The sequence below is a fragment of the Carnobacterium sp. genome (assembly GCF_045617425.1).
GTDB lineage: Bacteria > Bacillota > Bacilli > Lactobacillales > Carnobacteriaceae > Carnobacterium_B.
This window is the reverse complement of record NZ_JAZLIO010000015.1, coordinates 222452-241132: the sequence shown is the minus strand read 5'-3', so window position 1 is coordinate 241132 and position 18681 is coordinate 222452. Positions and strand designations below refer to the sequence as shown.

The window sequence follows — 18681 nt, the reverse complement described above, 5'->3', positions numbered from 1 at the left end:
TCCTTAACTATCAAAAAGAGAAAATTATTAGTTTGATTCTTATATAGAAAAACGATGATGACGTACCATAGCATAAATTGCGGACAGCCCTAATAATAGTGCTGAAATAATAAATATGATTTGCACACCCCATATTTCTGATAAAAAACCAAAAAGTAAGGAAGAAACTGCGAACAATAACGATCCTAATGAACTTTGTACAGCATAAATTTTAGGTAGTTCTTCAGTGCTAGCTGATTTTTGAAGAATTGTATTTGAAGCAATTTCTTTTAATTGTTGAAAAATTCCAATAAATCCTACAAAAACAAGGGATAACCAAGCAATTTTTGTTAAACCAAAAATAAATGTCAGGATACAGATTACAAAGGAAAAACTAATTAAAGCATACTTAAGGTTCTTTTCGAAGACCCTAGCAAAACGTGAGCATATAATTCCGCCAACGACCATTCCAATAAAAAATGAAGTGTTTATATAACCCCAATAAGCTTCAGTTTCTCCAAGAACTTCAGCAACAAAAATGTAGATTATAGAAGCAATCCATACAACATCTGCAATAGTATCAAGTACCATAAGCAAAAAAAGGCTCTTGTACATCGGATTACTCCATATGATTTGCCAACCTTCTTTTAATTCACCACTACGATGACCTTTGGAATCTTTTTTATGAAATTCCGTCGGATCAATAATTTTAGTCATCATAAAGGTAGCTATTGAAGATAATATTAATGTAAACAGAACAACTTTTTGACCACCTATAAAAGCAACAAATATACCTCCCAACGCCCATCCACCTAAATTTACTGTTTGGTTGATAATGGAAAAAAAGGTATTAACTTTCACAATCTCATTTTTCGAAACGAGACGAGGTAACATTGATTGACTTGCTGGTGCTGCCCATCCATCTAAAAATGCAATTGTAAATACAAAACATATTATAACAAGTACGCTCGAAATTATATTAATTTCTAAGATAAGCGCTAAAAATAGTAATAATAGAGTTTTGCTTATTTGTGAATAAACAAGTAGCGTCTTTAATGGATATCTATTTAACAATAGTGGAGAAATCATTCCACTAATAAAACGTCCAAACATATTAAAAAATGGGACCAACGCTAATATAAATGACGATTCTGTCAAAGTGTACAAAATTGAGATAAGCCCTACAATATAAAAAATATCACCTAGATTAGCCATTGATTGACCAACCCAAAGAAAACGGAACGATTTACTCTTCATTCTAACTACCCCTTTATAAAAAAATTAAGTTACATTCGTAAAGGGGATTTTTTACATTGGTATTATACCTCCTAAAATCAACTGTTTTTCTTTGAAAAATCAACTATAAACAACAATAAAGATAATTAACTGCTTAAAAGAAAAAAACTATTTTTGGGTAGTAAGAATGAACTATTTATAAATAGTATACGTTAATCCAAATTACAAGTCATATTCTTTTCGCTTAACTATTAAAAAAGATAAAAATATAGTTTTCCAATACATGAAATTAGATAGAATCATGTATTAAATAAAAACAGGCCACAAATACACAAGGATACTTATGTATTTGTGGTCTAAAACATATTATTTCATATAAAATTTTTAAAGATAATCTTATATACACAAGTGAATAGTTTATTAATTTAGGATAAGAAGACTGTTGTACCAACAGTGTAACACGTTTGTTGCTTTCATTTTCTTCTGAAATTAAGTAAGCTACTCACTATAAAGGAGAGAAGTTAAATGTCATTAGGTCAGTCGCTAAAAGAAGCACGAGCAGCAATGGATCTCACGCAAGAAGAGATTGCCAAAAGATTATACGTTACTCGACAAACCGTCTCAAGGTGGGAACAAAATAAAACACTGCCGAATATTTTTGTTTTACAAGAATTAAGCAGCCTCTATGGATTGTCGATTGACGAACTGATTTCTGAAACAAAAAAATCTATCCAAAAGAAAGAGGAGGAAGTCTCTATGAAAAAATTCAATTGGTTTGCGTTAGCTGGGGTACTCTTGTTCAATTTACTGTTAGTTTCAGTCGTAGCTCTAACCACTATTTTACTCGTTTTTGCTCTTTGGTTAATTACAGGAACCTTTATTGTATCACCAATCATCCTTTTAGGCGCTAACGTAATGGGAGCACAAAGTTTTTCCCTTTTCCAATCGTTCGCAAGTATCCTTTTATGTCTCGCTGGGCTCGTTCTTTATCCATTAGCTAAAAAGACTACTCAAACGTTAGTTGATTCTTTTAAAAAATATGTAAAATATAACAAAAAAATGGTGTATTCAGAATAAAAAAAAACACTGAAGAAGGGTAAGGATATCCTTACCCTTCTTCAGTGTTTTTTTGTTAGTATATATATAAAGAAATAGTCTCTTTGATTAGGAATTTCAATCAACGAAAGGAATAAACCCTATTTGAGACGCCCGTCAAAGAAAAGTACAACACAAATAAAAATGGTTAGACTTCTAATCTAGAGGTAGCACTAAAATTGATAGCTTATTTTGATAAGCCAATCAACGAACGATTTAGTTAAAGTAGAGGAGGAGAATAAATGAGTGCAAACGATAAAATCTCGGATTATGAACGACTACTAAAGTGGAGTCCTTATTTTATTATTAGCTGTACACTAATAGGTTCGTTTCTTGTTTATTACTTTAAAAACGAATTTCCTTATGAATTGTTTACTAGTGGCCTAATAATAACGCTTCTTTTGGCAGTCATTCAAGTACTAAAACAAAAGAAAGCTATTGATACTGATGGAGATGAACGTGCATTTAAAACTATTTTACGACTTTTTTCAGATACGTCGCCTGTTTTTTTAATTATTTTTTTTATAGCTCTAGGATTTTATACACTGTTAGGTAATAAGTCTATTTCGCTCTTTTATTTATGGAATCTTTTCTTCTCTTATATTTGGATTGTAGGAATAAGTGCTCTTATCGTTAAAAGAAAATGATAATATATTTAAATGGTAGTAAAAAAAATAAATTATAGAAAGGAGGAATATAGTTGTTAAAAAATGTAAAAGGAAGCTGTCTATGTGGAAATATTCAATTTGAAATAGACAGTATTAAACCTGAATTTGGAACATGTCACTGCGATCATTGTCGAAAATTAAATGCTGGATCTACTTTTTTCTTACCACAGATATCAGTAAAAAAAATATCTTCAGACGATTGGGAAAAAGTTGCTCATTATGTATCATCAGATTGGGGTCGAAGAGGATTTTGTCCTAAATGTGGAACTTATCTTTATCATGGAAGGCGAGATAAGGTTAGTGTTGCTTTCAGTGTAGAGTTATTTGAACAAATTGTTGAACAAGGTGTCTTTACTTCACAAATTTGGTGTTCTTCTAAACCTGACTACTATACCTATTCAAATAATACTAGTATGAGTGATTTTGAGTAGTAAATATAAACCTATGAATATACGTCTCTCACTATTTAATACTTAGATTTTTCATTTTCTTTGCGGCCGTGCACTCAAGGTGAAAAACAGTTAAAAGGTCGTAGGCGAGACTCTGGTCATACCTACAAAAAGAATTAATGTTAGCTCTATTCTTTCTAAAAAACTATAGTAATGCTCCAGCATTTATCGTTTATATAGTCTTATACACTAAAGTAAGTTAAATTTTATTATTTCGTGTTGAATATCATTTTGCGTGGTCTACTGGTCTAAACCAAAAATTATGAAGGCATTTAATTAAATACATGCAATTCTATAAAATCGTGTATCAAAAGAAGCTCACTCAACACTCGAATAAGGAGTACTGAGTGAGCTTCTTTTGATTTTAGAACGAAAAATTTGTTCTTTGATAATTTCTTATTAAGAGATATCTATACTATTTTGGCTAACTCTTATAACTTCTGAATTTGAAAAAGGAACAATATTTAAATTAGAATCATACTGAGTGATTAAATCAGCTACTACTTTTTTAAAAGGTTCATTATTATAGTGAGGAACTGGATAAAAGTTAATTAAATTAAGACCTTCGAAAGTGTCTAAATCAGGGGCTTTATCTTTATCATCTATCAGATTAATATAGTTAATATTCGGAGAGGTTACTACAGTACCTGCTGATTCACCGATGTATAATTTCCCCTGCTCAACTTGTTTTATTATTATCTTATCTGCACCTGATCTTTTTAATTCTTGTAATAAATAAAACGTGTTTCCTCCGGATATATAGATAAAATTATTTTGTTCCAATTTTTCTTTAATCTCTTCTAAAGAGGCTGTAGAAATATCAAGTTCTTCAACTACTATGCCCAAATTAGTGAATGCCTCTTTTGCACTGTAAACATAATGGTCTATTTCTTCAGGAATGCTTGCAGTAGGAATAAAGGTTACAGTTTTACCATTCAAATCCTCTTTCACGAATTCCCTAAATTGTTCAACGACATCTATGAATGACGATGTTAAAAACATTTTTACCATACTGACTCCCCCTTTAATATTATTATTGAAAAAAATGCTAAAATATAATAGGAAATTTCTCGTGTTTTCTTGTGTATACATAGTTAGTATACACATAATTAGTAGAAAAACAAACATACGTTCTTTTTGTTGTTATAGTGAAAAGGATACATAAAATTAGATAAAATTATGTATCTAGAACCTTACTAAAATAAGGTTCTTTTTTATCTGATTTTATAATTAAAATAGATTGAATGTGAATGATTAGTTGCTATATGTAAACCAATGAGTTCGTTACTTTCTAATTTTTAAATGAGATAATAAGTCTAATACATTGAGATAGTAAAAAGGAGAGTCTTTATGAAATATTTTACTGAAAACAAAAATGATCTTGAAGGATATATGGATAATTTAAGGACTTTAAATAAAGTATTAGATATAGATACTCTTAATTTTTTATTAAACACCTCTTTTCATGATAGTCGTGTAAGCGAAATTACATTGGTAAATAATTATAATCCAGAAGTACCAGATGAGTCTCAAGAAAGTATAGTATCTATTTCATCTACAGCAAAGCATTGGGATAATAATATATATCAATTATTATGGTCAGATGTGACGATATATTCTATTGATTTTGATATTTCAAGAAACAAATTATTCGAAAGTCAAAAAATTTTGTTTAACAGTGGTTTAGATGAGTGGTCACATGATGAACTTACGTTGCTAGATAATGGTCGTTTAAGACATGAAATTTTTTTGTTTTCGCAAACAACTATTATAATTGAATGTAAAAAATTTTCTATTAAACAGATTGATTAATTATTTATTTAGTACAATACATGAAATTATATAAAGTAAGGTAAACTAAAAAGTAGCGTATGAAATGAATTTGAAATACTGTTTTTAAACAACTAATAAGTTAAGGAGGTTTTTTTAGTGGGTGAAGGTTTAACAATTTTTTGTTTTCTTATAATTATTATGGTTATAACAAAAAACAAACAAAAAAATGAAAAATAAGATTGGAACTAATAAAATCCACATATAAATATATTAAAATAGGCTGCAAGTATCCTTGTAGCCTGAAATACATTAATTTAGATAGAGTAGAGTATTTATTATAGAGTTTGTTAAGGAGTCTACTTAATGAGTAATAAATTAAATAAACTAAAGATAAGAATCAAAACTAATTATACAAATAGAAAATGGACTATCTGGGCACTAATTATTATTGCCATATTTAGACTAATATGGAGCTATTTTTAAAATACTCTCATAATGATTGTTTTATTCTTCAAGGACAGACTAAGTAATTCAATAACAGATACACTATTTTACATAAAATAGTGTATCCGTAACCTTTTCAAATAAGAGTTGTTTAAATACATGTTATAATTACAGTATTGCTTAAATTATATACAAACGTAGAATAAAAATTTATACTCAGTATACACAAAAAGGAGCTGTTAAGATGAAATGGGTTAAAAGAATAACCTTTACACTTATTTATCTTGTAGTAACTCTTTATATGATTTGGGAGACCACTATTCCTCCAGTTATAATTCTTTCATTTGTTGTAATTTTTAGTTCTTTTATTTCCAAGAACGGCGTGTTTGCAGAGTTAGAACAGTTTTTAAAAAAATCTAGGTAATTATCCTTGAGGTATATTTTTAATCATCCATAAATCCACAGATACATTAAGACAAAACCTGCTGCACTTCTATTTAATAACAGATTATTCAATACACGAAATTTCATAGAATCGTGTGTTGATTAAAGGGACAATATTGCATAAAAAGCAACATTGTCCTTTTTTATTAATTGTACGAAATGTTTTTATTTTTTAAACATACTTTATAATCAAAGCAATATAATAAAAAAACGGGAGTGATTTGATATGAGAACTAAAAAACAATTTGCTATTGGATTAACATTAGTAATACTAGCTGTTATGCTAAAAATTACTATTGGGTTTACACCAGTTGTAGATAATTTAATTTTACTGTTTTTTGTGCTGATTGGATGTTGGTTCTATTATGAGAATGCTAAAAAAAAGGATAAGAATAAATAAATGCTCAAATAAAGTCTTTCTATTAATTTAGATATTAGATAAATGAAATTACATATAAACCTGTATTGAGTGTAAGGCTAAGCATCTACGTTTATGAAAAAGGAGGCTTTAGATGTCTTCATACATATATTTATCCAGCGATATACTTTTACCAGATGGATCTATTGGAGATAAAGGATTAACAGTTTTTCAAACTACATTTTATCCTTCATTAAATTTTATGGAATCTTTTTTCTTTGAAAAAAACTATGATACAGATGAACAAAAAGTTTTAAGCTTTAGCAAATATTTTTCTTCTGAAAAGTATCAAGTAGCTTCCATAGATTTAAATTTACCGAATAAAAATGACAAAAAAATAAGTAAAAGAAATAAAAAAGCTCTAGAGGAACTTTTAGGATATATAAAAAATCATTTTGATAATAATAATGCCAATTATGTTGAAATATTATTTTGTTTAAATGGCTTTGAAAATGCCCCTTTAAAACAACATTATTCTTTTAACTACAATGAATTATCTGCAAATGATTTATTTTATGAAGAATTAAAATTTTTAACAATAAAAAAACAGAACTAATATTCTGTCTCAAAAGTAACAAATATTAATTAATACATTAAATTAGATAGTTTCATGTATCAGACATATAGCAAAAAGCGCTGAAAAAATTATTTTTTCAGCGCTTTTTGCTATATGTCTACCTCTTTTGATAGAATGAACTGACTGGAATTTATTATTATTTATTAGGGGTTGAAAAGATGAAGTGCATATTTTGTAATGAGATAAAAGAAGAACAAATATTATTAGAAACAGCTTCATTCAAAGTTATTTTTGATAGTGATCCAATACAGTTAGGACACTTATTAATCATTTCGAAATCTCATGCTGATAGTATTATAGATTTTACATCAGAGACACTTTTAGAACTGATAATATTGGAGAAAAAGATAGTGGAAGCTTTAGAAAATAACTTCAACATTTTAGGAGTTAGTATTATTCAAAATAATGGAAAAGTTATGGACGACGGAACTCATTTTCATGTACATGTAGTTCCTAGATACACAGAAGATAAATTTTGGGATAATCAAACAGTTGCTAAAAGAAATATTGATATAAATCATTTGAAGCAAATATTATCGTACATATAACAATTCAATACATGAAATTCTATAAAAACGTGTATCAGGAATCCTATTCCAATAGGGTTCTTTTTTTATATCGCTCTCTAATACATGATTGTGTGGTATAATAAATAAAATCATGTATCGCTTTTGTGAGAGGAGAGGGCTTTTAAATGAGTTACAACGTCCAACCATTACGGACTCAACAAGAAATAAACGACTTTTTATTCTGTTTGAGGCGCAATAAAAACGCAGATCGAGATGTTTTTCTGTTTTTGATCGGCATTAATAGCGGTTTGCGCATGTCCGATATTGTTAAATTAAAGAAAAAAGACCTGATTTCCTCAAAAAATCCCCGAATTGTCGAGAAAAAAACAGGGAAAACCCGTATTTTGTATTTGAGTAGTCTGCAGGACTTGATCCAAGACTATACAAAAGACCTAGAACCAGAGGATTATTTGTTTCCTAGCACCAAAGGTGGCCATGTGGAAGTGAATACGGTCTATCAGATGTTTCAAAAGGTCGCTCAGCTGTTAGGAAGAGACGATATTGGGACGCACACGCTGCGCAAGACCTTTGGTTACCACTATTACAAGAAAACCAAAGACGTAGCCACACTGATGGAAATATTCGGTCACAGCAGCGAAAAAATCACGAAACGCTATATCGGGATCAATGAGGATGAAATTAGTGAAACTTTATTAAATTTCAGACTAGGTTTTTGATTCTTTGTGTTATAAAAAACCAACAAAATAATTATTTTGTTGGTTTTTATTATTATTATTTACTATTTATGATTAATTTTATCAAATATATTTTTAGAATGTTTTCCAAATGTATTTATGTTTGCATATAGTGTAAAAACAATCATTAATAATATAGCAATTATTTCTTTAATAGTTGGCATATCAATGGTTAAATCATGTAAGAACACAATTAAGTATAATATTAGTGCAATATCTAAAATAATAACACTTAAGATTTGTAATTGATTATTTTTCATAAGGAACACTCCTATCTACAATAAGTTATGATATCGTCAACTCCAAAAATAAGTGTTGCAAGACCACCTAATGCTGATCCACGTACTTTAAAACGTTGAATTTAAGCGGAAAAATCATGAAAAGCTACATTGGAATTAAGGAAAATGAAATTAGCGAAATTTTATTAAATTTTAGATTAGGTTTTTAAATTAAAATAGTCTGAAAATTAAAGTAACGCAATAAAATTATATTTTTATTTGTTATTTCCTTTATTTTCAATAATAAGTACTTTGATTGCTACAACTATAAGTAGTAAAGGAATAGCCCAAACAAAACTAGATAAAAATTCTGAATTAAACGCGTTTTTTATTGTTTCTTTGTTGTTAAGCATAAAAATAAATCGAGTACCTAAAAGAACTACTACGAACGATAAATAAGAATAAGCAAAGGTTTTAATAAACTTTTTACCTCTATCTGACAAATTATTTCCTTCTTTCTAATGTTTAGTGATTATTTTTTTGAAGTAACATTAATACAAAAAGTGGAATGAAAACTAACGATTGTACCGCAAGTGTTTGAATAATTGCTCCCAAAGGACCAGAATGGTCTGAAAACAAGTAAATATTTGTGAACAATACTATAAACGTTACAACAAAAAAAGTTATAGATCTCTTTAGAGTTATCTTTTTTTTCATTTTTTAGCTCCTTTTCCATTTAATTATTTTAAATAAAAAGTAATAATGTTTGAATACATATATTTTCAGCTTTGGATAAACTTTAATCATTTTTTATTTTCAGTATTTTTTAATATATACATGCTAAATATAAAATTAAGTTGGAAAAGATAACTAGCTGTTCTTGCAAGAATCCCATCTTGAAAAATAAAAATTAAACCTATAAAAAAGTTAAATAGTGCTAGATAAAAAATTGGTTGTTTAAAAATTTTTTTATTCAAAAAAAAACCTCCTATAATATATAATCTTAAATTAAATAAAATTTAGAATGTGATTGGGGTAATCTATGTCCTATTAAATTTCTTTAACGTTAGTGTAGCATTTATTCCTTCTATTTTAGATTTGTTGAGGTTACCTATCTTTTAAAAATATCGGTAACTATTAATAGTAAACCAACTAGCAAACCAATAAACAGCCACAATCCTAAGATAGCAAGGGTGACTATTCCAACTACATTTTTTGGTGCATGACTTAATTCACGAAAAAGTTGACTCGTTTCTCCATAATCAAAAATAAGGTTTTTGATTCCATTGAATCCTATAAAAAGTAAGGCATAAAAAAATCCTTCTTTTAATCGCCTTAATTTAGTTTTTTCCATTTTTACTCCTTTAATCCTTAGTTAGTTCTATTCTTTAATTAGGGTTTATCTTTTAATAGATGGTCAGTTGAAACTTCATAATAAGTACTTAACTTAACCAGATTATCTAAATCAGGATAGCTAATGTCATTTTCCCACTTTGAAATAGATTGTCTTGAAATATGTAACTCTTCTGCTACATCGTTTTGAGAATATCCCTTTTTTACTCGACTACTTTTTAATTTTTTACCTAATAACAATGCTGCTCCTCCTTGATTATTCCTTATTTCTATCATACTGAAAGTAAGGTTTATTGCCTAGAACGCACTGGTTTACATGGTAGCAACCAATGGTTGCTACCATGTAAACCAGTGCGTTCTTTTCGTTTTAGTAAATTAAATAGATAATAGGATTAAGAATTAGATAGTGAGGAGATTAACTATGGGAGATATCATAATGAAAAAACTAACTAGGAGAAGTTGTTATCGGGTTGTATCGATTCTTATCTTCTGAGAAAATTAGATTCAGAAAACTAAAGAATCGAATGAATCCTGTCTATCGAATAACAGATAAACTTTATAAACAAATGAATGGAGGTTTTTTTTTGATACATACTATAACTACTACTTTTTTATCGCTACTTATTTTAGGCAAACTGATGGGCATACTCAATATTTTACTGGGTAGATATACCTCTCCTTTTATAAGCTATTTTACGGTAGCGCCTATTGACTCCTATCAAATCAATGATCTAACTAAAGAAAAACAAACTAAATTTAAACGTTTAGCTACCTTAAGTGGAATGATAGACATCTTTATTTATATCATTGTATTCTTAATTATCTCAAAAGTAGAAACCGAAGTGATCCTACTCTTTGCAGTTATACTCTATGCAAATGACACTTTTTTTTCTAACTATATGAAAAAAAATTTACGTCTTAACTATTAATTGGATTACTGGAAGCTTCAGTATGAGGAGAGATTAAATTAGAAAATTAGCTAAAAAGATCCGTTATATAACAATGGAATCAAAGTAAAATCGATTGTAACTAAATACAAACCGAAGTAATTATTTAGGTTAGAGGTGAGATTATGCTTAATAAATATAAAGAATATACAGAAAACCATCCGTATGCTTATGTCATATTACTAATGGTATTTACTAGTTTTTTTGGTATTTTAATAGAGTATCTAGTAAATAAAGACTTTATGGGTGCAGGACTATATAGCTCTCTAGGGATTACTTTAATTGAAATTTTAAGAGTCAGAAGAAAAAATAGACAAAAGAGAACAACGTCCAAATAATGTCTATATAGATTTTTACTAAACAAGGAGTTGTCTCATTGAAATATATTATTATTATTATCTGGATTTTCTTAATTAGTTATATTAGTGGCGAAATATTTAACCTAAACCAAGATATCTATTATTTTATTATTACCGGTATTTTAAAATTTGGCGGGGCATTTTTTATACTAAATGTTTTTGAGAAAAAACAAAAAACTAATCTTTAAAAACTACAGAGAAAAAGGGGATAGCATGCAAAAAAGAACTGTAAAAGTAATCATTGCTACTGTAATAATCATTATGCTGATTTTTGCAATTATTGGAATCATGGCTTTTTAATATATATGCAAAAAATCTAAGTTAACATAAAACCCAAAGTTCAAAATAATTACGCTGATTTAAATGAATAGTTTAAAAAAAAAGAGTTATAAGGTTAGTATGTTATAAACCTATAACTCTTTATTTAATTTCTGCATTATTAAATAATTATAAAATAAAAAGAAATACTAATTTTATTTTTTTATAAACTTAAATAAAATTCACTAGTTTAAGACAATTCTCAGAAGGCTGGTTAATAAACTTCGATATTCATCGTTTGCTCATTGTAATTCAAATACTAAACTGTACATATGACAGCAATAAAAAAAGTGTGATTATTCGCCGATTCTATAAAAGGATTCTAAGAAAATTTAAAATAAAGCTTACTTTTTTGGTTACATTTTTTCTTGAAAAAAAAGTTCATACTAAATACTAGTTACTTTAATTAAATATTACTTATAAATGTTATAATACCAGCAAAAGAAAATATGTTCTAAATCGGATATACAATTTAAATAAAATGAAAGAAACTAACAAAATAAGGACCTAAACGAAGTTTAAATGTACCCATTCTTATTTTTTAAAAGTATGAATCAATCAGGATAATATAGTTGTGGAAATAATTTTATAATAATGCTTAAGGGAAGTGACTACATGACAAAAATTATTATTGTAGAGGATACCGTTACAATAAGAGAAGAGCTTAAAACCTTTTTAACTAGATATGATTATGAGGTACTTGCTCCAGTTACTTTTGAAGACATTCCTGGATTTGTGGATAAGAATAAGGCAGACTTAATACTTCTAGACGTAAATTTACCTGTATTTGATGGGTATCATATATGTAGAGAAATAAGACGAAATTCGGATGTTCCAATAATAATAGTTACAAGCAGGGATACAGAAATGGATGAGCTTATAAGCTTGAATATAGGGGCAGATGATTTTATTACTAAACCCTATAATACTCAAATACTATTAGCTCATATCGCTTCTATTATAAAGAGAACAAAGGGTTTGCGTAGGGATCAAGACATATTGACTTATAATGATTTAACACTTAATTTATCCAACAGTTCTGTTAGATATAAAGAAAACACAACAGGTGTAACAAAAAACGAACTTAAAATACTATCATGCCTTATAAAAAATAAGGGTCATATAGTATCTAGGGATGAGCTAATGGATTTTTTGTGGACATCCTATCTTTTCGTGGATGATAATAATTTATCAGTAAACATTACAAGGTTGAGAAAAAAACTTGAAGAATTAGGAATGGAAAAGAATATTGAAACGAAACGAAGCTTAGGTTATATACTGCCATGAGTATAGTAGAATATTTAAAGGAAAGGTTATTATTTTTAGCAATTAACCTCATACTATTTATTATCTTATGTGTTGTACTTTTAATAATAAATATTAGTACAGTCATAATTTTATTGATATTTTGTTTATGGTTCTTCCCTATGAGTGCATATATTATGACAGAATTTATAAAAGCAAAAAGATTTTTTGATGAATTAGAAGATGTGGTAGACAAATTAGACAGAAAATATTTGGTCGCTGAAATTATAAAAAGACCTGAATTTATTGAAGGTAAGATTTTTTTTGATGTCTTAAAAAGAGCAAATAAAGATATGCATGAGCATGTTAATATGTATAGAGATATGCAAAGTGGTTACAGAGAATATATTGAAACTTGGGTCCATGAAATAAAGACACCTATTGCTTCTACAAGACTTATTATCGATAATAATGAAAATAAAATTACCAAAAACATAGAATATGAAATGAAAAAAGTAGAAAATTTTATAGAGCAGATATTATATTATTCTAAAAGTAATGATGCCTACAAGGATTACATTATAAAAAAAATTTCTTTAATTTCTATAGTAAGTAATGTAATTAAAAATAATTCTAAAGATTTTATAAATAAAAAAATATCTGTGGACATAAAAAATGTACAAGCTAACATATATAGTGATGGAAAGTGGCTTGAATTTATTGTAAATCAGATAATAGGAAACTCCGTTAAATACTGCAATGAGAAAGAAGGAAAGATAACAATATCTTCAATTATAAATACTAATAATATAGTTTTAATTATTGAAGATAATGGGATCGGAATTGCGGATTATGATGTAAGCAGAGTTTTTGAAAAAGGCTTCACTGGAGAAAACGGAAGAGAATTTGGTAAGTCTACAGGAATTGGGCTGTATCTATGTAATGAACTTTGTGGAAAATTGGGTTTAGGATTGAATTTAACTTCTAAAAAAGGAGAAGGAACCAAAGTAAGCATTATATTTCCAATAGGGAATGTATGACTACGGATACTAAATTTACCAGCTTTATGTTTATATAGTTGTAGTAAATGTTAGCTTATATCATATAAGGGCTCATTACTTCTGTAATCTACAGTTGTAATGAATCCTTTTTTTACATACTCGTTAAGTTGCAAAAATGAAAGGTTATTGAAATGTAAACAACTATTTAGTCTGGTAACGTTTGTATACAATAAAGAATGTAGATAAGAATAAAAAATTAACTAAAGATGGAGACAAAATATATGAAGCACATACTAAGCGTATCTAAAATTGAAAAATACTATGGGAATAAAGGAAATATAGCTAAAGCAATTGATAATATAAGTTTTAAAGTAAATAAGGGAGAATTTGTTGGAATAATGGGGCCATCAGGTAGTGGAAAAACTACGCTGCTTAACTGTATTTCTACAATAGATACTGTTACGACAGGGCATATTATTATAAATAATCGAGATATTACTGACCTTAAACCAAAAAAATTAGAAGAGTTTAGGCGAGATGAGTTAGGTTTTATCTTTCAAGATTTTAACCTATTGGATACTTTGACAGGTTTTGAGAATATAGCCTTAGCTTTAACAATTCAAAATAGAAATCCAAAAGAGATAGAAGTTTTAATAAAGAGCGTAGCAGAGATACTTGAGATTAGTGATGTATTAACTAAGTATCCATACCAAATGTCGGGTGGACAAAAGCAAAGAGTAGCCTCAGCTAGGGCTATCGTTACTAAGCCCTCGTTAATTCTTGCTGACGAACCTACAGGGTCATTGGATTCAAAATCCTCTAGATTACTCTTGGAATCTTTTGAAAAATTAAATAAAGAGCAGGAATCTACAATTCTGATGGTAACACATGATGCGTTTACTGCAAGTTATGCTCAACGAATTTTAGTTATAAAAGATGGGAAAATATTTAATGAATTAATAAGAGGAAATAGTTCAAGAAAAGAATTTTTCAATAAAATAATTGAAGTTGAAGGACTTCTTGGAGGTGATATTAGCAATGATTTTTAAAATGGCAGTAAATAATGTAAAAAAAAGTTTTAAAGACTATACAATATATTTTTTAACGTTAACCTTTTCGGTATGTATTTTCTATAGTTTTAATTCAATTCATGCACAAACTGCAGTGCTTGAGGTAGGAAAAAGCTCTTTAAGTTATATGCAAACGTTAACCAATCTTATATCTATAACATCTATATTTATATCTTTTATTTTAGGTGGATTAATTGTTTATGCAAATAATTTTATTATAAAAAGAAGAACTAAAGAATTAGGAATATATATGATATTAGGTATGGGAAAAAACAAAATGTCAAAAATATTTATATATGAGACCCTTATAATAGGAGGATTATCTTTAGGGGTTGGTCTTTTTTTAGGAATAATCGCATCACAAGGAGTATCAGTAATTACAGCTAATCTTTTTGCACTGAATATGACTAGTTTTAACTTTATACTATCTATTGAAGCAATAATTAAAACCGTATTATATTTTGGAATAGCATTTATAGTAGTAATAGTATTTAATCAGGTAATAATTTCAAAATACAAATTGATAAATATGTTAAATGCATCAAAGAAAAACGAAGATACCAAAGTTAAAAATCCTATAATTTCCGTAATTGTATTTTTGTTGTCGGTAGGAATGATAGGAATTTCATATGATTTGGTTATAAAAGTAGGTTTATTTCCAAGGGAGACTGAATTTTTACTGTCTGTAATTCTCGGGATACTTGGAACATTATTGTGCTTTTATAGTTTAGCAGGATTTTTTATTCTCATAGTACAAAAAAATAAAAAAATATATCTAAAAGAATTAAATATATTTACTCTAAGACAAGTTAACAATAAAATTAACACAAATTTTGTATCTATTTCCGTAATTTGCCTGATGTTATTTGTAACTATGGTGAGCCTATTTACAATGTTTAGCTATAAAGCAAACTTAGATGAATCTATAGAAGGTAATACGAGCTTTGATGCCTCTGCAGTACTATATACTACTCAAATGAATGATGAAGGAGACTATATTGAAGAGGCATTAAATAAATTGAATTTCAACTTTAGCGAGTCTGAAGATTATTTATTTTTTAATCAGTATGAAATTAATCTTCAAGTAGCTGATTTAGTAAGCAAATATATTGATTTAAATGATGTAAATGATTTAGAAACAAAAGCTGATGATAGAAATATTAAAGTTATTACGGTTGCAGATTATAATGCAGTTATACAGCTTAAAAATAAGCAAAAAGTTACTTTGAAAAATAATGAAGTTTTAGTAGTATCAAATTATGGTGATAAAATTGAGTCTATAAATAAATTTATGGAAAACGAACAATCAATAAATATTAACAGTAAACAGTATAATATTAAAAATAAAGACTTAATAATAGAAAATATAGAAAATCAGCCACACAATACTGACTTTTTTTACTTAGTAGTTCCAGATAATCTTAGTAAAGAATTAACACTGGCGGCTACAAGGCTGAACGTGAAATTTGATGATAGTAATAGAAAGGAATCAGCAATAAAGTTCGCCACTCTATTTGATAATTTTAATACTATTGGTGGAGAATTTACTCAAGAAGTAGGTTTTATTGAAGGATATACAAAAGAGCAAGCTACTGCAATATTGTATGGCAACTCTGCAATTATAGTGTTTTTAGGATTATATGTAGGAAGTATAGTGTTAATTTCTAGCGCAGCAGTACTAGGAATACAACAGTTATCCGAAGCAAATACTAGCCTTGATAGATATAAGGCACTTAAAAAAATTGGTGTTACAGAAAAAATGATAAATAAAACAATATTTATACAAACCTTAATAGCATTTATATTTCCGTTTGTGTTAGCGGTTATACATTCAATAGTAGGTATCATAGTAATAAATAATGCATTTGAAACGCGCAATAAAAGTGTAATTGGTTCATCCTCACTTATGATTTCTCTTGTAATAGCTATAATATATGGCGGGTATTTTTATGTTACTTATGTTGGATATAAAAATATAGTGAAGGGTAGTAGTTGAAATCTTAAAATTAGTTGAATGATTCATACTATTTCAAAAAAAATTTGTTAAAAAAGCATAAAATATGCTGGAAAAGTTAAAGATTCCAATAGGAATGAAAATATCGCCGACAACGTAAATTTGATAAAATTTAAAAGCTGAAATTAGTAATATAGAATCATAAAACTACTTTAATATAGATTAAATAGACCAAAGTTTTTATTTTGGTCTATTTTCATAGTCAAAACTTAAGGTTAATGACTATAAATTTAATGGATGAAGGGATACTAAAAAGTAGTTTGTCAATAAGCATAAAGAAGTTTATAGTATTGTGCATGTTCAAATTTTTTGAACACTGGGAGGATGGTATTGTTTAAGCTCACAAATAAAGAACAACATTATAAAATAATTTTCAAAAATTATTAATCGAATTAAAATATACGTGTTATTTAAAGAGGGATATCTTTCATAATAATCCTTATTTAACTCTTAAAAGAGGTTAATTTATTCCAATTTCTGATATGATAGAAAATGGTCGGAAATTATGATAATATTTTTCAATAAAATATAAATTTCTAATAGTAAGATGTCTCAAAATTAATATTGAAACCGGTTTATTAAAAGCATAATTTGTTATATACTTATCTATACTGCAGTATACATCTTGATTTTATAGGAGAATTTAAAAAGATATTATTTAAAATTAGTTATATTAGAATAAGATATACAATAAAATGAGGTGTAAAAATGGCTACAATGAAAGATGTTGCAAATTTGGCAGGAGTTGGAGTAGGTACAGTATCTAGGTATGTAAATAATCCGGATTCTTTAAAAGAAAGTACGAAAGTAAAAGTTGAGTATGCAATTAATAAGCTGGATTATCAGCCTAATGAATATGCTAGGGGATTAAAATTAAATAAAACAAATTCTGTCGCCTTGATCATTCCGTCAATTTGGCATCCTTTTTTCTCAGAGTTTGCTTATTATGTAGAAAGAACCTTGGAAAATTACGGATACAAATTACTTTTATGTAATTCAGAAAATAACTATAAGAAAGAATTGGAATATATTAAAATGGTTCAACAAAATAAAGTGGATGGTATTATTGGTATTACGTATAGTGATATTGATAAATATGTTAAGTCTAATATGCCATTTGTAAGTATTGACCGTCATTTTAAAGAAGATGTCACATATGTCACATCAGATAATGAACAAGCTGGAAGATTAGCAGCAACACAGTTAATAAAAAATGGATGCAAATCTTTAGCTTATATTGGGGGGATACCTGTTTATAAGTCTGAGATTACGAAACGCGCTAGTTCTTTTCTAAAAGAAGCAAAAGAACAAAAAATCAAATTTTCAAGTTTAGAAATTCCTGAACCTATTGATCAATGGGAAGAAAAAATCGAAGAATTTATATTATCTCATCCAGATATTGATGGTATCTTTACAATCAACGATTATATGGGGTTAGATGTAAAACAGTGTTTAGAAAATCTAGGTAAAAAAGTGCCAGATGATATTCAAATTATAGGTTGTGACGGTATTAAATTATCAAAAGATAGACAAGTTATCATGTCTACAATAAAACAACCTGTTGAAGAAATGGCTATAAAGTCAGTACAATCGCTTTTAAAAATAATTAATCACTTGCCTGTAGAAAAAAGAATTGTTCTTCCAGTAACATACATTCAAGGAAAAACCACAAAATAAAAGTTTGACAGATAGCGCTTACTATGTTAATTTAATAGGTGTTAAAAGTAAATATTTGTTTTTTGAAAATATTGGAAACGTTTCAATAAAATGCAAACATTTCCGGTATTATTTTTTCGTCAAATTGGAAAC

Annotated in this window: 23 protein-coding genes and 1 pseudogene; 17 read left to right on the top strand and 7 right to left on the bottom strand. The window is 27.8% G+C overall.

The annotated features are described in order from the left end of the window. Positions 1–39 precede the first annotated feature (39 nt). Positions 40–1236 carry an MFS transporter gene (locus ACKI3H_RS08585; protein WP_407371860.1) on the bottom strand — a complete coding sequence of 399 codons (1197 nt, stop codon included), beginning with the start codon at positions 1234–1236 and terminating at the stop codon, positions 40–42. 504 nt (positions 1237–1740) lie between these two features. Between ACKI3H_RS08585 and ACKI3H_RS08580 the strand changes: the two genes are divergently transcribed. The 3 genes from ACKI3H_RS08580 (at position 1741) to ACKI3H_RS08570 (ending at position 3409) form a co-directional block, all read left to right on the top strand. Further along, entirely contained in the window at positions 1741–2292 is a 552-nt protein-coding gene (locus ACKI3H_RS08580) for a helix-turn-helix domain-containing protein (RefSeq protein ID WP_407371859.1), read from the top strand. Between the two features lie 260 nt (positions 2293–2552). Beyond that, the gene (locus ACKI3H_RS08575) at positions 2553–2957 is read left to right on the top strand and encodes a hypothetical protein (protein WP_407371858.1); all 405 of its coding nucleotides are present in this window, start codon (positions 2553–2555) and stop codon (positions 2955–2957) included. A gap of 53 nt (positions 2958–3010) precedes the next feature. After that, positions 3011–3409, top strand: coding sequence for a GFA family protein (locus ACKI3H_RS08570; protein WP_407371857.1), 399 nt, complete (start codon positions 3011–3013; stop codon positions 3407–3409). A 417-nt stretch (positions 3410–3826) separates the two neighbouring features. Here the strand turns inward: ACKI3H_RS08570 and ACKI3H_RS08565 are convergent, their stop codons facing one another. Further along, on the bottom strand, positions 3827–4438 hold the full coding sequence (locus tag ACKI3H_RS08565) for a Type 1 glutamine amidotransferase-like domain-containing protein (RefSeq protein ID WP_407371856.1): 612 nt from the start codon (positions 4436–4438) through the stop codon (positions 3827–3829). A 339-nt stretch (positions 4439–4777) separates the two neighbouring features. Here ACKI3H_RS08565 and ACKI3H_RS08560 point away from each other — a divergent pair, with 339 nt between their 5' ends. The 5 genes from ACKI3H_RS08560 to ACKI3H_RS08540 all read left to right on the top strand — a co-directional run bounded on the left by ACKI3H_RS08560 (position 4778) and on the right by ACKI3H_RS08540 (position 8329). Further along, complete coding sequence (locus ACKI3H_RS08560) at positions 4778–5239, top strand: hypothetical protein (protein WP_407371855.1); 462 nt, start codon at positions 4778–4780, stop codon at positions 5237–5239. Between the two features lie 1075 nt (positions 5240–6314). After that, the gene (locus tag ACKI3H_RS08555; protein WP_407371854.1) at positions 6315–6488 is read left to right on the top strand and encodes a hypothetical protein; all 174 of its coding nucleotides are present in this window, start codon (positions 6315–6317) and stop codon (positions 6486–6488) included. 112 nt (positions 6489–6600) lie between these two features. Then, positions 6601–7062: a hypothetical protein gene (locus ACKI3H_RS08550; RefSeq protein ID WP_407371853.1), complete on the top strand. Its 462-nt coding sequence runs from the start codon at positions 6601–6603 to the stop codon at positions 7060–7062. Between the two features lie 179 nt (positions 7063–7241). Beyond that, on the top strand, positions 7242–7631 hold the full coding sequence (locus tag ACKI3H_RS08545; protein ID WP_407371852.1) for an HIT family protein: 390 nt from the start codon (positions 7242–7244) through the stop codon (positions 7629–7631). Between the two features lie 146 nt (positions 7632–7777). Then, entirely contained in the window at positions 7778–8329 is a 552-nt protein-coding gene (locus ACKI3H_RS08540; protein WP_407371851.1) for a tyrosine-type recombinase/integrase, read from the top strand. A gap of 62 nt (positions 8330–8391) precedes the next feature. Here ACKI3H_RS08540 and ACKI3H_RS08535 read toward each other — a convergent pair whose 3' ends face one another. Then, a complete protein-coding gene (locus tag ACKI3H_RS08535) occupies positions 8392–8607 on the bottom strand; it encodes a hypothetical protein (RefSeq protein ID WP_407371850.1) in 216 nt (71 codons plus the stop codon). Positions 8608–8711: 104 nt separating this feature from the next. Here ACKI3H_RS08535 and ACKI3H_RS08530 point away from each other — a divergent pair. Further along, a pseudogene (locus tag ACKI3H_RS08530) lies at positions 8712–8795 on the top strand (integrase); the annotation flags it as partial. 45 nt (positions 8796–8840) lie between these two features. On the opposite strand, the gene ACKI3H_RS08525 reads toward ACKI3H_RS08530, so the two are convergent. The 4 genes from ACKI3H_RS08525 to ACKI3H_RS08510 all read right to left on the bottom strand — a co-directional run bounded on the left by ACKI3H_RS08525 (position 8841) and on the right by ACKI3H_RS08510 (position 10158). After that, the gene (locus tag ACKI3H_RS08525) at positions 8841–9068 is read right to left on the bottom strand and encodes a hypothetical protein (protein WP_034536073.1); all 228 of its coding nucleotides are present in this window, start codon (positions 9066–9068) and stop codon (positions 8841–8843) included. Positions 9069–9368: 300 nt separating this feature from the next. Further along, positions 9369–9542: a hypothetical protein gene (locus tag ACKI3H_RS08520; protein WP_407371849.1), complete on the bottom strand. Its 174-nt coding sequence runs from the start codon at positions 9540–9542 to the stop codon at positions 9369–9371. Positions 9543–9676: 134 nt separating this feature from the next. Continuing rightward, positions 9677–9919, bottom strand: coding sequence for a hypothetical protein (locus tag ACKI3H_RS08515; protein WP_407371848.1), 243 nt, complete (start codon positions 9917–9919; stop codon positions 9677–9679). Positions 9920–9957: 38 nt separating this feature from the next. Next, entirely contained in the window at positions 9958–10158 is a 201-nt protein-coding gene (locus tag ACKI3H_RS08510; RefSeq protein WP_407371847.1) for a helix-turn-helix domain-containing protein, read from the bottom strand. 344 nt (positions 10159–10502) lie between these two features. On the opposite strand from ACKI3H_RS08510, the gene ACKI3H_RS08505 reads away from it, so the two are divergent. The 8 genes from ACKI3H_RS08505 to ACKI3H_RS08470 all read left to right on the top strand — a co-directional run bounded on the left by ACKI3H_RS08505 (position 10503) and on the right by ACKI3H_RS08470 (position 18549). Continuing rightward, positions 10503–10847: a hypothetical protein gene (locus tag ACKI3H_RS08505; RefSeq protein WP_407371846.1), complete on the top strand. Its 345-nt coding sequence runs from the start codon at positions 10503–10505 to the stop codon at positions 10845–10847. 143 nt (positions 10848–10990) lie between these two features. After that, positions 10991–11203 (top strand): hypothetical protein, encoded by a 213-nt coding sequence (locus ACKI3H_RS08500; RefSeq protein WP_407371845.1) that lies wholly within the window; start codon positions 10991–10993, stop codon positions 11201–11203. Between the two features lie 38 nt (positions 11204–11241). After that, positions 11242–11412: a hypothetical protein gene (locus tag ACKI3H_RS08495; protein WP_407371844.1), complete on the top strand. Its 171-nt coding sequence runs from the start codon at positions 11242–11244 to the stop codon at positions 11410–11412. Positions 11413–12157: 745 nt separating this feature from the next. Next, positions 12158–12829, top strand: a complete 672-nt coding sequence (locus tag ACKI3H_RS08490) for a response regulator transcription factor (protein ID WP_407371843.1) — start codon at positions 12158–12160, stop codon at positions 12827–12829. Between the two features lie 155 nt (positions 12830–12984). Beyond that, the gene (locus ACKI3H_RS08485) at positions 12985–13827 is read left to right on the top strand and encodes an ATP-binding protein (protein ID WP_407371842.1); all 843 of its coding nucleotides are present in this window, start codon (positions 12985–12987) and stop codon (positions 13825–13827) included. 242 nt (positions 13828–14069) lie between these two features. Further along, on the top strand, positions 14070–14837 hold the full coding sequence (locus ACKI3H_RS08480; RefSeq protein WP_407371841.1) for an ABC transporter ATP-binding protein: 768 nt from the start codon (positions 14070–14072) through the stop codon (positions 14835–14837). Further along, positions 14827–16854 carry an FtsX-like permease family protein gene (locus tag ACKI3H_RS08475; protein WP_407371840.1) on the top strand — a complete coding sequence of 676 codons (2028 nt, stop codon included), beginning with the start codon at positions 14827–14829 and terminating at the stop codon, positions 16852–16854. Before ACKI3H_RS08480 ends, ACKI3H_RS08475 begins: the two co-directional genes overlap by 11 nt. 726 nt (positions 16855–17580) lie before the next feature. Next, entirely contained in the window at positions 17581–18549 is a 969-nt protein-coding gene (locus ACKI3H_RS08470; protein WP_407371839.1) for a LacI family DNA-binding transcriptional regulator, read from the top strand. The last annotated feature ends 132 nt before the right edge of the window (positions 18550–18681 follow it).

Excerpts from the sequence above, each read along its gene's own strand:
- ACKI3H_RS08585 (WP_407371860.1), bottom strand. The coding sequence starts at position 1,236 with ATGAAGAGTAAATCGTTCCGTTTTCTTTGGGTTGGTCAATCAATGGCT.
- ACKI3H_RS08580 (WP_407371859.1), top strand. The coding sequence starts at position 1,741 with ATGTCATTAGGTCAGTCGCTAAAAGAAGCACGAGCAGCAATGGATCTC.
- ACKI3H_RS08575 (WP_407371858.1), top strand. The coding sequence starts at position 2,553 with ATGAGTGCAAACGATAAAATCTCGGATTATGAACGACTACTAAAGTGG.
- ACKI3H_RS08565 (WP_407371856.1), bottom strand. The coding sequence starts at position 4,438 with ATGGTAAAAATGTTTTTAACATCGTCATTCATAGATGTCGTTGAACAA.
- ACKI3H_RS08560 (WP_407371855.1), top strand. The coding sequence starts at position 4,778 with ATGAAATATTTTACTGAAAACAAAAATGATCTTGAAGGATATATGGAT.
- ACKI3H_RS08555 (WP_407371854.1), top strand. The coding sequence starts at position 6,315 with ATGAGAACTAAAAAACAATTTGCTATTGGATTAACATTAGTAATACTA.
- ACKI3H_RS08550 (WP_407371853.1), top strand. The coding sequence starts at position 6,601 with ATGTCTTCATACATATATTTATCCAGCGATATACTTTTACCAGATGGA.
- ACKI3H_RS08545 (WP_407371852.1), top strand. The coding sequence starts at position 7,242 with ATGAAGTGCATATTTTGTAATGAGATAAAAGAAGAACAAATATTATTA.
- ACKI3H_RS08540 (WP_407371851.1), top strand. The coding sequence starts at position 7,778 with ATGAGTTACAACGTCCAACCATTACGGACTCAACAAGAAATAAACGAC.
- ACKI3H_RS08535 (WP_407371850.1), bottom strand. The coding sequence starts at position 8,607 with ATGAAAAATAATCAATTACAAATCTTAAGTGTTATTATTTTAGATATT.
- ACKI3H_RS08515 (WP_407371848.1), bottom strand. The coding sequence starts at position 9,919 with ATGGAAAAAACTAAATTAAGGCGATTAAAAGAAGGATTTTTTTATGCC.
- ACKI3H_RS08500 (WP_407371845.1), top strand. The coding sequence starts at position 10,991 with ATGCTTAATAAATATAAAGAATATACAGAAAACCATCCGTATGCTTAT.
- ACKI3H_RS08490 (WP_407371843.1), top strand. The coding sequence starts at position 12,158 with ATGACAAAAATTATTATTGTAGAGGATACCGTTACAATAAGAGAAGAG.
- ACKI3H_RS08485 (WP_407371842.1), top strand. The coding sequence starts at position 12,985 with ATGACAGAATTTATAAAAGCAAAAAGATTTTTTGATGAATTAGAAGAT.
- ACKI3H_RS08480 (WP_407371841.1), top strand. The coding sequence starts at position 14,070 with ATGAAGCACATACTAAGCGTATCTAAAATTGAAAAATACTATGGGAAT.
- ACKI3H_RS08475 (WP_407371840.1), top strand. The coding sequence starts at position 14,827 with ATGATTTTTAAAATGGCAGTAAATAATGTAAAAAAAAGTTTTAAAGAC.
- ACKI3H_RS08470 (WP_407371839.1), top strand. The coding sequence starts at position 17,581 with ATGGCTACAATGAAAGATGTTGCAAATTTGGCAGGAGTTGGAGTAGGT.